This is a genomic window from Streptomyces sp. NBC_01426 (assembly GCF_036231985.1).
Lineage (GTDB): Bacteria > Actinomycetota > Actinomycetes > Streptomycetales > Streptomycetaceae > Streptomyces.
On record NZ_CP109500.1, the window covers coordinates 1,191,386 to 1,204,005 of the forward strand.

The 12,620-nt window shown below is 74.8% G+C and carries 8 protein-coding genes; 4 read left to right on the top strand and 4 right to left on the bottom strand.

Annotated elements, in window-relative coordinates; all coding sequences use genetic code 11:
- Positions 1-136 precede the first annotated feature (136 nt).
- The 3 genes from OG906_RS05375 to OG906_RS05385 all read left to right on the top strand — a co-directional run bounded on the left by OG906_RS05375 (position 137) and on the right by OG906_RS05385 (position 4,498).
- Positions 137-2,116, top strand: coding sequence for an ABC transporter ATP-binding protein (locus OG906_RS05375; protein WP_329440505.1), 1,980 nt, complete (start codon positions 137-139; stop codon positions 2,114-2,116).
- Positions 2,117-2,164: 48 nt separating this feature from the next.
- Positions 2,165-2,542 carry a VOC family protein gene (locus tag OG906_RS05380; protein ID WP_267799828.1) on the top strand — a complete coding sequence of 126 codons (378 nt, stop codon included), beginning with the start codon at positions 2,165-2,167 and terminating at the stop codon, positions 2,540-2,542.
- 111 nt (positions 2,543-2,653) lie between these two features.
- Positions 2,654-4,498, top strand: coding sequence for a caspase family protein (locus OG906_RS05385; RefSeq protein WP_329440508.1), 1,845 nt, complete (start codon positions 2,654-2,656; stop codon positions 4,496-4,498).
- A 25-nt stretch (positions 4,499-4,523) separates the two neighbouring features.
- On the opposite strand, the gene OG906_RS05390 is transcribed toward OG906_RS05385, so the two are convergent.
- The 4 genes from OG906_RS05390 to OG906_RS05405 are packed head-to-tail and all read right to left on the bottom strand — an operon-like array spanning position 4,524 to position 11,099.
- On the bottom strand, positions 4,524-8,537 hold the full coding sequence (locus OG906_RS05390; RefSeq protein ID WP_329440510.1) for a CHAT domain-containing protein: 4,014 nt from the start codon (positions 8,535-8,537) through the stop codon (positions 4,524-4,526).
- A 25-nt stretch (positions 8,538-8,562) separates the two neighbouring features.
- The gene (locus OG906_RS05395; RefSeq protein ID WP_329440512.1) at positions 8,563-9,216 is read right to left on the bottom strand and encodes an RES family NAD+ phosphorylase; all 654 of its coding nucleotides are present in this window, start codon (positions 9,214-9,216) and stop codon (positions 8,563-8,565) included.
- A 3-nt stretch (positions 9,217-9,219) separates the two neighbouring features.
- On the bottom strand, positions 9,220-9,873 hold the full coding sequence (locus tag OG906_RS05400; protein ID WP_329440514.1) for a hypothetical protein: 654 nt from the start codon (positions 9,871-9,873) through the stop codon (positions 9,220-9,222).
- Complete coding sequence (locus OG906_RS05405) at positions 9,870-11,099, bottom strand: hypothetical protein (protein ID WP_329440516.1); 1,230 nt, start codon at positions 11,097-11,099, stop codon at positions 9,870-9,872. Before OG906_RS05405 ends, OG906_RS05400 begins: the two co-directional genes overlap by 4 nt.
- 344 nt (positions 11,100-11,443) lie before the next feature.
- Here OG906_RS05405 and OG906_RS05410 point away from each other — a divergent pair, with 344 nt between their 5' ends.
- A complete protein-coding gene (locus OG906_RS05410) occupies positions 11,444-12,553 on the top strand; it encodes a DNA polymerase III subunit beta family protein (protein ID WP_329440518.1) in 1,110 nt (369 codons plus the stop codon).
- Positions 12,554-12,620 lie beyond the last annotated feature (67 nt).

The window sequence follows — 12,620 nt, forward strand, 5'->3', positions numbered from 1 at the left end:
CGATGATGCCATCGGGCTCCGACAACGCACGAGAGTCTCCAATGTCCCTCGTGCGAGCGGGGGTTGGCAGCCATCCAGGACATGTGAGGGCCGATGCCTTGACCTCACGTTCGGTTGAGGTCCTACTGTCCGGGTCATGGACATGGAAGTCACCGCCTGGACCTCGCTCCACAGCGCGATCAACGCACAGCAGGATCGTCGCCCGCTCTCCCGGGCGAGCCTGCGGCGGGTCGCCGCCTTCGCCCGCCCGCATCGCCGCGGGCTGACCCTCTTCCTGCTGCTCAGTGTCGTCACGGCGCTGCTCGCGGTCGCCACTCCCCTGCTCGCCAGTCGGGTCGTGGACACGATCGTCGGCGGTGGGGACAGTGCCCGCGTCACCCGGCTCGCCCTGTTGATCGCGGTGATCGCGGTCGTCGAGGCGGGGCTCGGGCTGTTGACCCGCAAGTTGTCGTCCACCCTCGGCGAGGGGTTGATCCTGGACCTGCGGACGGCGGTCTTCGACCACGTACAGCGCATGCCGGTCGCCTTCTTCACCCGCACGCGGACCGGAGCCCTGGTCAGTCGCCTCAACAACGACGTGATCGGGGCCCAGCGGGCCTTCAGCAACACCCTTTCCGGGGTGGTCTCCAACACCGTCACCCTGCTGCTGACCCTCGTCGTGATGTTGAGCATCTCCTGGCAGATCACCCTGCTGGCCCTGGTCCTGCTGCCGGTGTTCGTGCTGCCGGCCCGTCGGATGGGCACGCGGATGGCGGCCATGCAGCGGGAGGCGTCGACGCTGAACGCCGCGATGGGCACGCAGATGACGGAACGGTTCTCCGCCCCCGGCGCCACCCTCGTCAAACTGTTCGGCCGGCCCGCCGACGAATCCGCCGAGTTCGCCGCCCGCGCGGCCCGGGTGCGGGACATCGGCGTCCGCACGGCGATGGCGCAGTCCGCGTTCATCACCGCCCTCACCCTGGTCTCCGCCCTGGCGCTCGCGCTGGTGTACGGGCTCGGCGGGTACTACGCGCTGCGCGGGACCCTGGAGGCCGGCTCCGTCGTCGCCCTCGCCCTGCTGCTCACCCGGCTCTACTCCCCGCTGACGGCGCTGGCCGGTGCCCGCGTCGAGGTGATGAGCGCCATGGTCAGCTTCGAGCGGGTCTTCGAGATCCTCGACCTGAAGCCCCTCATCGACCAGAAGCCCGACGCCGTGGACGTGCCGCAGGGCCCGGTCGCGGTGGAGTTCGACCGGGTCTCGTTCGGGTACCCCTCCGCCGAGCGGGTCTCGCTGGCCTCCCTGGAGGAGGTCGCCACACTGGACCCCCGGGGTGGCACCGAGGTGCTGCACGAGGTGTCCTTCCGGGCCGAACCCGGGCAGATGATCGCCCTGGTCGGCTCCTCCGGCGCCGGCAAGTCGACCATCGCCCAGTTGCTGCCCCGGCTGTACGACGCCGACGCGGGCGCCGTGCGGATCGCCGGCATCGACGTACGGGACCTGACGGCCGACTCGATCCGGGCGACGCTCGGCATGGTCACCCAGGACGGTCACCTCTTCCACGAGTCGGTGCGGGCCAACCTGCTGCTGGCCCGGCCCGGGGCAACGGAGGAGGAGATCTGGGAGGCGCTGCGCCGCTCCCGGCTGGACGGGCTCGTCGCCTCCCTGCCCGACGGTCTCGACACCGTCGTCGGTGAACGCGGCTACCGGCTCTCGGGCGGCGAACGGCAGCGGCTGACCATCGCCCGGCTGCTGCTGGCCCGCCAGCGCGTGGTGATCCTGGACGAGGCCACCGCCCACCTGGACTCCACCTCGGAGGCGGCGGTCCAGGAGGCCCTGGCCGAGGCGTTGGCCGGGCGGACCGCCGTGGTGATCGCGCACCGGCTGTCGACGGTGCAGGCCGCCGATCAGATCCTGGTGGTGGAGGAGGGCCGGATCGTGGAGCGGGGCACGCACGCCGAGCTGCTGGCGGCGGGCGGCCGGTACGAGGAGCTGTACCGGACCCAGTTCGCCTCCGAGGGCGCGGGGGACACCGGGGGCGGCGAGCCCACCGGGTCCGGCGAGCCCGGTGCGGAGGTCGGGGCAGGTGCGGAGGTCGCGGTCGCGCCGGGCGGCGGGACGCCCGCCCCGGGCGCATGATGCCGAAAGGCCCGTACTCCGGGGCCGCTGCCGATCGTGGAGGTCGTGATGGACATCAAGCTGGAGCTGGTCGCCGTCCCCGTCACCGATGTCGACCGGGCCAAGGCCTTCTACGAGAAGATCGGCTTCCACGCCGACCACGACGTCACGGTCAGCGAGGAGATCCGCTTCGTCCAGTTGACCCCGCCCGGATCGGCCTGCTCGATCGCGCTGGGCAAGGGGCTCACCCGGATGGCCCCCGGGTCGTTGGACAACATGCAGGTGGTGGTCACCGACATCGAGGCGGCCCACGCCGACCTGCGCGGGCGGGGCGTGGAGGTCACGGAGGTCCAGGACATGCCCTGGGGGTCCTTCGTGTACTTCTCGGACCCGGACGGCAACGGCTGGGCCGTCCAGCAGACCAAGCCCCGTACGGCCGCTCGCTGACCGCCCGCGGCCGTCCACCCCGACGCGGCGCCCCCGGCCCACCCGCGAAGTGACCCCGAATCGACCGGTGTTCGGCCACACGCGCGAGCGGCCGGCTGGAAGACTGGGCCCATGGGGACGGTCTACGCCCTGCTCGTGGGCATCGACGAGTACCGGATCGGGGTCCGCGCGCGGCTGCGCGGCTGTGTGAACGACGTCGTCGCGGCCGGACCGGCGCTGGAACGCCGGGCTCCGGGCCGGCTGCGGGCGCTGACCCTGCTGAACGGGGAGGCGACGGTCGCGGCCGTGGAGGAGGCCGTCCGCACGCACCTGGGGCAGGCGGGCCCCGGGGACACCGCGCTGCTCTGGTTCAGCGGGCACGGCACGGAGTACGCGGCGGCCACCCCGCAGGAACTGAGGATCGAGCCGACGGGCCGCTGCCAGGCGGTGGTGTGCGCGGACGGGCCGCTGCCGGACAAGCGCCTGGGCGCCCTGCTCGACTCCGCGGCGACGGCCGGCGGGCACGTGGTGGCGGTCCTGGACTGCTGTTTCTCCGGCGGCGCGAGCCGCGAGGAGGGTACGGCCGCCCGGTACCTCCCGCCCCTGCCCGACTGGGAGCCACCCCCGGCGTCCCGGGACGCGGTCGGGCCCGACCCCCGGCCGCACCACCTGCTGCTGGCGGCGAGCCGGATCGGGCAGCTCTCCCACGAGCGGCGCTTCGACGCGCCCGGCGGGCCGGTCGTGCACGGGGTGTTCTCCCACGCCCTGCTGGACGCCCTGCGCGGGACCCGGCCCGCGGTCACCGGCCGGGAGTTGCTCGCGGCGGCCGACGCGGGCGTGCGGCGGGTGCTCTCGGGGCAGCAGCCGGTGCTGTTCCCGGCCGAGCCGGGTGGACTCGCGGACCGGCCGGTCCTGCCCGGGCCCTCGGACGGGGGCGCCGGGCCGAGCCCGTACCTGCTGCGGGAGGGGCCGCAGGGCTGGGAGGTGGACTGCGGGCGGGTGCACGGGCTGACCGGTGGGGACGGTACCGAGTTCGCGGCTGCGGAGGGTGTCGTACGGGTCCGGGCGGTGCGCGCGGACCGGTGCCTGGTCGATGCGGACGGCTGGACGCCCGAGCCCGGATCGGTGCGTCCGGTGGCCCTGTCGGCCCTGGCGCTGCCCCCGGCCGCGGTCGTGCTCGACGGGGAGGACGTCGTCCTGCCCCCGTCCCCGCTGCTGCGTCCGGTCGCCGCCGACTCGGTGGAGGCCCGGTCGGCCCGTGTCTGGTTCCGCGTGGAGGTGCGCGGCGCGCGGGCCCGCGTGCTGCGGCGCGACGGTTCCCCGTACGTGGACCCGCTGCCGCTGGCCGGCGCCGCCGACGCGGCGCGGCTGACCGACTGTCTGGCCCGGTTGACGCACTGGCACCGGATCCGCGATCTGGACGCGGGGCTCTCGCCGCTGGCCGGGCGGGTGCGGGTGGAGGTGGTCCCCTGGGGCCGGGAGGAGCCGCTGCGGCCCGACGGGAACGGGGAGATCGCCCTGGCCTACGACGGCCCGCGCGCGCCCTGGGTCACCGTGCGGCTGCGCAACACCGGCCCCCGGCCGCTGTGGTGCGTGCTGGTCAACCTCGACGACCGCTTCGGCGCCGGTTCGTCGCTGTTCCCCGGTCAGTTCATCGGCGGCGGGATGACCGGGCACGCGCTGGACGGGGACCCGATCCGGATGGTGCTGCCCGCCTCCCGGACAGGCCGGCCGGGGGCGTTCGCGCGGGACTGGCTGACGCTGGTCGTGGCCGAGGGGGAACTGAACACGGTGCCGTTCCACCTGGACCGGTGGGACCCGCTCGCCGGATCCCACCGGTCCGCGTCGGGGCCGCCGGCCGACGGTCTGTTGCGCCTCGCCGCGCCCCGGTCACGGGACATGGTGGCCGCGCGCCCGGCCGGGGCCGGCCAGTGGGCGGCGAGCACCCTGGCGTTGCGCACGTCGGGCCCCGCGTAGACCGCGCCCGGAAGGGTGCGCGGGTTCACTGCCCGAGGTGGGTGAAGCCGGCCCAGGCGCTCAGGTCGTGCGGGTCGAGGTGCGCCAGCCGGGCCGTGAGGGCCGGCGGCAGCCCGTCCGGCACCTGCCGTCCCGGGTCCAGCATCCACAGTTGGGCCCGCCGCAACGCCCGGGCGGGTGGATCCTGTTCACGGCGCAGGAAGTGGTGGGTCATGAACATCAGCACGGAGGTCGCGTCGTCCGGGACGGGCCACAGGGAGCCGATCACCGAGCGGCTGCCGGCGACGAGGAAGGCCGAGGACAGGCTGTACGCCTCGTTGTGGCCGCGTCCCGAGACCTGGCTGCGGCAGGCGGCGAGGACGACGAGGCCGAGCCGTCCGTGCACCGCGTCGGCCAGTTCCTCGGCCGTCAACTCGCCTCCCTTGAGGGAGAGGTGGGAGCTGCGTGGCCCGTTCTCGGTGACGGTTCCGTGGCAGGCCAGGTGCACGACCGCGCCGTCGTCGGCGTGCTCGTGCAACCACCGGGCGACCTGGTCGGGGCTGCCGTCGCCGGTGCGCAGCCCCAGGTACTGACCGTCGGGATAGAAGACCCGCAGCACGGCCTCGGCCTCCTCCCCCGCGTACGGAAGGTCCCCCGTGGGGTTGCCGACCACGAGCGCGGTCCCGTCGTGCGGGGCCCGGGGGCGAGCGGCGACCTCGCACAGCAGGCGTGCGGAGGCCGCGTACGAGAACTCCGCACGCTCGATCGCGTACGAGCGGCGGCCGTTCGCGTCGGCGGTGAAGGCGGCGTGCCAGGGGACCAGGCCGAGCGAACCCATCGGGACGAGGACCAGGCGCGGTACGCGTCCGGGCCGGTCGGACGCCTGGAAGAGGTCGAGCAGCGGCCGGACGGCGACCCGCCAGGCCCACGAGCAGAGCCGGTCGAGCTGGTCGCGCAGCGGCGGGGCCGGTTCGGGTCGGGGCGCGCCGTGGCCGGGGACCGGCTCCATGTCGCGCCCGCCGGAGGCGGGCCGGTACCGGCGCAGCGGCGCGGCGTCCTCGCGCAGGCTCGGCAGCGCGACCTCCCGGATCTCGCCGCGCGAGGTGACCACCAGGGCGGTCCCGGGGCAGTCGGGGGTGGACGGCACGAGGTAGACCAGGGCGTCCTTGCGGTGGGCGCGCAGCCCGGCGGCGATCTCGGCGGGCGAGGGCGGGTCGAGGAGTCGGGTGTCGCCCTCGGTCAGCGCGAGCACGACGCTGCGGCGCAGTGTGCTCGGCATGTCGTCGGCCGCCTCGTCGGCGCCCCGGCTCAGCCATTCCCGGGCCAGGTCGTCCCGGCCGACGGCGGTGAGCCGTTCGGGCACCGACCGGCTGGTGGTCGCCGCGTGCAGGATGAGGCCCCGGCAGGCGTCGAGGGCGCGGACGGCGTCGTCGAGCGCGCCGTCGGCGACGCACCAGCCGACCACCTCTCCCGCGAGGTCGCTCGCCAGGCGGCCGGCCTCCGCCGCGTCCTGGCTGCCGGACTGGAGCAGGGCGGACCAGACGAACCCGCGCAGCGATTCGAGGCCGAGGCGTCGGCCGTTCTCCCGGTCGCGACGGTTCGGGTCCGCCCGGACCCGGTAGCAGCGGCCGAGGGGTTGCGTGGTGAGCGCCCACAACCGGTGCTCGGGGCCGTCCATGGCCCGCGCCGCTCCTTCGAGCAGGGTGATGGCACGCTCCAGGTCCCGGGCCCGGTCGGGGGATCCGGCCTGGGGATTGGCCATGACCAGGGCGCTGTGGACGCCGCCGGTGTTCGAGGCGAAGCGGATCCAGGCCTCGCTCCCGGGCGCCGACAGGGCGAGGGCCTGCGCCGACACCTCCAGGCTTTCCCGGATCCGCGGCACGTCGGCGCGGCGCAGTGCCTCGGCCTGCCACACGAGGGCCATGCTCCCCAGCAGGTGGGCGCGCTGTGGTCGGGGGAACCGCTCCGCCCGCAGGCGCAGCTCGGCGATCGACGGCCGCCCGGCCGGCGCCGGCGCGGGTGGCACGCCGAGCCGGGCCGCGAGGTCCTCCCGGTACATCCGGGCGCTTTCCAGCAGCACCCATCCCTCGGTGTGGGAGGTGCTGTCCGGATCCAGGCGCCCGACGATCCCGGCGACCCGGTCCAGTCCGCGGTCGGCCGCCGGGAGATCGCCCCGCATGACCGCGAGACGCACCTGTGCCGCGGCATCCTGACACACCAGCATCTCGCCCATGTGCGGCCCCAGGTCGAGGGCGTCGAGCACCTCGTCCCACTCCGCGCCGCCGGGCACCGATCCCTCGGTCACCCCTCGCAGTTGAGCCAGTTGACGCATGGCCTGGTGTCGTCCGTAGCGCACCCAGGGGTTGGTGTTCCCCGCGGCGATCGCGAGGTCGAAGTGCTCCAGCGCCTCGGTCAGCCGGGACACCGAGCCGGCCATTCCCTGGGCGAACCGCCAACCGGCGAGGCCCGCGTGGCCCCGGGCGCGCCATTCGGGATGGGCCTCGGCGTAGGACGACATCTCCCTTACCAGTCGTTCCTCGCGTTCCGCGCCCATCCGGTCCCCGTGGGGGTCGAGCATGGGCATCGCCGCGAGGAGGGTTCCGGCGCGCTCCGCCCGCAGGCGGCTTCCCGGCTCGGTCCGCTCCCAGCCCTCGAACAGCATCGAGTACCGGAGTTCCCACCGCTCCCGCGCCCGCGGATCGTCGGCGAGCAGGTGGTTGTCCATGCCGAAGTCGAACTCTCCCTCCATGTAGCTCCGTTGGAAGCGTTCGTAGGCGCGGGCCAGTTCCTCTTCGGACACCACGTCCGGTCCGGCGTCGGGCCGCACGGATTCGGGCAGCCCCACCTGGGCCGCCCCGAGCAGGCCCAGGGCCATGTCGGTGACCTCCCTGGAGAGCCGGTCGTCTTCGCGGACCCGCCGGACGGCCCGTACGACGACCCGCAGTCGCTCCGTGTCCCCGTCCGTGTCGAACCTCAGGTGCTGGACCATCGCCAGGGCGAGCCCGGTCTCGGTGATCGGGCCGTCGTGCGCGATGTCCCACCGGTCGAACGCCCGGGTGAGCAGGGCCACGGCGTGATCCAGCAGGTCGACGTCGAGGCGGACTTGGCCGCGGACGCAGAGCAGGCGGCCGAACATGCCCAGGTAGAGCACGGGGAGGGCGTCCATCTCCGCTTCGGTGGAGAGCAGTTCGGCGATCTCCGCCTCGGCTCGGGCCCCTTCCGCCTCGTCGTCCCAGGTACCGGCGATCAAGGTGCGGGCGAACGTCACGCGCAGTCGGGTGTGCCGTGCCCACTCCGGCTCGGGCGCGGCCCCCCGAAGGGCGGCCAGGGCGCGCAGCCCTTCCTCGTACCCCTCCTCCAGCGCGGTCCGGTCCGCGGCCGTGCGGCCCAGCATGATCAGGGAGGCGGAACGGGCCTGGTGGATCAGGGGCAGGTCCCGGTCCGGCGAACCTCCGGCCAGCACCTGTGCGTAGTGGCGCGCCGAGGTCGCGTAGGAGGCCGCCTCGTTCGCCAGGACGCCGTGGTACTGCCACAGCCCGCCGAGGACCTCGTCGAGTTCGGGGTCGGGGCCGTCGACGTCGTCGAGGGCGCGCCGGTTGGCGTCCAGGGCCTCGTCCAGCAGGGCCGGATCGTCGGCGGTCTCCAGGAAGCGGATCTTGGTGATGAAGGCGAGCAGGCGGCGGGCGAAGACGGCCGTGTCCCGGTGGTCGTGATCGTCGGGGAGCCCGGCGAGGCCTTCCGTCAGGAGGGTGTGGACGCGGGCGGCGAGCGCGGGGTCGGGTTCCTCGTCGTGGTCCAGGGCCAGCAGATGGCCGTACATGATGCGGTGGCGCGCCTGTATGGGCCCGCCGGCGGGATGCCGGAACGCGTGCGCGTAGGCCTCGGCCGCCAGGTCCCGGTCTTCACGTTCACCCGACTCCTCGAAGAGCGTGTAGCTCAACTCTCCTGCCTCACAGCAGAGTTCGACGATCCGTGGATCGTCGGTGGCCAGGCCGGAGAGGGCCTCCATGACGTCTTCGCGCTCGATCCGCCAGGCGGCGATACAGTCGGCGTCCTCCACTGCGGCTCCTGTCCAGAGGGCGGGTTCAGGGGGCGAGTCGTGCGTGGTACGGCAACAACACCTCGTCGAGCCAGTACCGCCCGTCGGCGGTCGCGAAGTCGATCGGCGCGTCGGCGGTGGCGACCAGGGCCTCGGGCGGGCAGCGGTCGCCGAAGAGCACCAACGCCCGCGCACCCGGGTCCCGTTTGGACGACCAGAGGAACCCCTGCGCCCAGGGATCGGTGTGGGTGCGGATCCAGTGCGCCCAGTCCCGGGTGTACGGGTAGTCGCGGGCCTCGGTCTGCACCAGCCAGCTGTCCTGGTGCACGGCGGCCAGGTCCTGGCCGGTGACCAGCGAGACCAGGTCCAGGTCGACGGTCGACCGGAGCACGGACAGCCTGCGACCCTCGACCGCGACGCGCGGCACGAGGCGCGCCCCGCCCGCCGGATCGAAGGGCAGCGAGTGCAGGACGCTCTCGCTGACGGCGGCCTCGGGGGTGAGCCCTGCATAGAGGTAGCCGTACGGATCGCAGGCGGTGGCGTCGAAGCGACCTCCGCCGTACAGGCAGTGCGCGGGCACCGGGTTGAAGGCGGCGGCCTCCCGGCGCGCGGAGTGCACCCGGTAGAGCGCGGTGCCCGCGGCGAGGGCCACCTTGGTCGGGGTGGCGGTGGGCTCGGTGGGCGGCCGGTAGTGGGGCACGCGTCACTCCCCTTCGCGGAGGAACCGGGCGGCCGTGAGCACCTGGAGCTCCGCGACCGTGCCGAGCAGCCGTGCGGGGACCTCGGCCAGCCAGGCGTTCGGGGACAGCCACCAGTCGGCCGCGCCCCACGGGTCCCGGTCCGCCTCCAGCAGCAGGTTCACCTCGGGGACCACCTCCACGACCCGGCCGTCGCGGGCGAACTGGAAGGCGGGGAGCCGGACCGGGCCGCCCGGTCCGCGCAGCCTGATCAGGCCGGGGGCGTTCGGGTCGCAGCCGCGCTCCGCGGCTTCGGCCTCGCCGAGGGAGGGCGCGGCGAGCAGCCGTTCGCGCACCTCGCCGAGGACGGGCCCCACCATGCGGTGGCCGTCGAGCACGAGGACGACCAGGTCGTCGGCGCTGAAGCCGAGGTGGCCGAGGTCGGGGCCCCACGACGTGGGGGCCGCGGTCAGTCGGCCGTCGTCGGGGAACCGGTCGGGCAGTTGCTCGCCGAGCAGCCGGGCGGCGTGCCGGGCTGCCCGGTCGGCGGCTTCGCCGGTGGCCTCGCGGAGGCCGGCGAGGAGCAGGGAGAGGGTGTGCAGGGCCGCCGGTTCGAGGCGGGGCCGCAGCTCGTCCCACTCGGCCGCGACGGTGGCCAGCCGGGTACGGGCGTCGCTCATGTCGGCCGTCCGGCAGGCGGCGCGGCGTGGGGGGAGGGGCCGGAGGAGGGGTCGGGCGAGCCGTCGGGGGGCGCGCCGGCGAGTAACGCGGCGATCAGGTCGGCCCGTTCGGCGCGCCGGACCAGGAGGTGGATGTCCCACGGTCCGCCGCGGGCGAGTTCGGCCTCGACCGCCGCCCAGAGCGCGGCGAAGCTCTCGGTCGGGGTGAGGCCGCCGCGCCCGGCGCCCAGGAGGGGAAGGCAGACGGACCCGAGGGGCCGTTCCTCCGCTCCCGCCGTGCCCGGATCCGTCGCCGTATACGCATCCGTCCCCGGATCCGTCTCCGTCCCCGCCTCCGGTCCGCCCGGCTCGGCGAGCAGGGCGAAGACGCGGGTGACGGCTCGCGTGACGTCGTCGGGCAGCACGTCGTAGTCGTTGGTTCCGGGCCGGGGCACGGCCACCGCGGCGTGGTGGATGCGGCGGATGCCCTGGCGGGTGAGGGCCCCGGCGCCGGTCACGGCCACCGTGCCGGGGGCGACGGGCAGGGACCCGGGCGCGAACCGTGCGGTCCACGACCGCAGTTCGTCCTGGATCCGGTCCTCGACCAGCCGGCCGGCGGGGTCCCGGTACGCGCCCGCGCGCCGCAGGGACGCGGCGACGGAGGACTTGTACGGCTCGGGCAGGGCGAAGTGGGTGTTGGAGGGGGACACGATCACGTCGATGTCCCGCAGCAGGTCGACGGCGTGGACGTGCAGGGTGACGTGGTGGGTGCCCCCGCCGATCGTGACCTCGATCCGCCGGTGGCTCGGGGCGAGTCGGCGGGCCGGGCCGGTGGTGACGACCGGCTCGGCCCGTCCCCCGGTCACGCCGCGCACGAGCTGCTCGGCGAGTTGCCCGAGCACCATCAACTCCTGGTGCTTGCGGAACCGCTCCACGCTCACCCCGTACACCTGGGCGGCTCGCCTGCGCCGGTCCGCGGGCGGCCAGTCCCGGGTTCCCCGGGCGAGACCGAGGCTGTACTCGGCGGCCTCCTGGAGGGTTCCGCCGCCCAGCGCGGCCACCGCGGTGCGCAGCATTCGTTCGACGGCGGGGAAGTGCGGCTCTCCGGGGTCCCCCTCCCCCGGACCGGCCGACATCCCGGTCAGCACGGGCAGCCTGAGGTCCCGCAATCGCACGATCCCGGCCCGCCGCACTTCCCTCACCTCCGCGAGGACCGCCCCGTAGTCCGGCAGTTGTGTGAGCGACATGGCGGAAGGATCGCACCGCCCCGCGCCCCCTACAAGCCGGTTCCGGCCCTCTTCCCCCATCCTGCGGGACCGCTCCGGGCGCACCCGGGGCGTGGGAGGGGCGCGGCCGGTCGGATCCCGGTCGATTCCCGGGCGGGCGCGGGGAATCGGCCAGGAGGAGCTGGAGATCCACGGCATCAGCCCGACGACCGGGCGGCCGGCACGATCGGCGGCCTTCCCGTGGTGTGGACCCGCGCGAGCGCGCAGGCGTCGGCGCCGCGGCCCTGACCCGGCGACGACTCCCCGGCCGCCGGCGCATCGGACGAGTTGACCTTCAAGTGGGATGAACGTCGATGATCGCGGTCATGGACGACAGCACTTCCGATCTGATGGGCATCGGCGCGTTCGGCCGACGTGTCGGGCTCGCGCCGAGCGCCCTGCGCTTCTACGACGACTGCCGGGTACTGCTCCCCGCCCACGTCGACCCCGTCACCGGCTACCGCTCCTACTCCCCCGACCAGCAGCCGCGCGCCACGCTGCTGCGCGGGTTGCGGGAGGCGGGGTTGGCGTTGGCCGACGTGGTCGCCGTACTCGACGGGACGCCCGAGGAGGCACGGGCGGTGCTCGAACGGCACCACGCGGCCGTACGGGAGGCCCGGCGCGCCACCGACGCCGCGCTCGGGGCGGCGCTGGAGGGGCTGCCGCCCGGACCGGGCGGCACCGAGTTCACCCTGGGCGGGGCCGAGCTGGCGAGCGCCGCCCGGCAGGTGGCCCCGGCCGCCGGGCGGGACCCGGCCCATCCCGTGCTGGGCCGTGTGCTCGTGGAGTTCGACCGGGACGAGGTCCGCTTCGTGGCCACCGACCGCTACCGGCTCTCGCTGCGCACCCTGCGGCCCCGTGCCGCGGCCGGGCCGCCGGGGCGACTCCTGATCGACGCCGACACGCTGGTCGCACTCGGGGCGTGGGCCGCCCGGGCCGCGGAGGTGACCCTGGTGGCCCGGCCCGGCGGTGCGCCCCTGACCGTCCGCCATCCGGGCGGCACGCGCGAGGTACCGGTGGCCGGGGGCACCTTCCCCGCCTATCGGGACGTGCTCGCGGGTCTCCCGGAGCCCTCGCACCGGGTGGTCGTGGAGCGGGTTCGGCTGATCGCCGCGCTCGACGCCTGCGGGGACTCCCCCGCCGTCGCCTTGGCACTCGGCCGTGACCGGCTCCTCGTCTCCCTGCCGGACGGGACCCCGGCACCGATCGAGCCGGCCGCGATGCGGGAGGAGCCGGAGCCGGTGCGGATCGGTTTCGACCCCGTCGTGCTGGGCGCGGCCCTGGAGGCCGGGGTGGGGCCCGATGTGCTGCTGGAGTTCTCCGAGGTCACCGGCCCGGTACTGGTCCGCTCCGCCGATCAGGGCAGCTTCACCACCCTGGTGATGCCGGTCGCCCTCCCGCCCACCACCCCGACGCCGCCGAGGACGTCCGCGTGAACCCCGAGAACACCGTCATACGGCTCTGCGCCGATCAGTCGGCCCTGGGCGAGGTGATCGGGCGGCG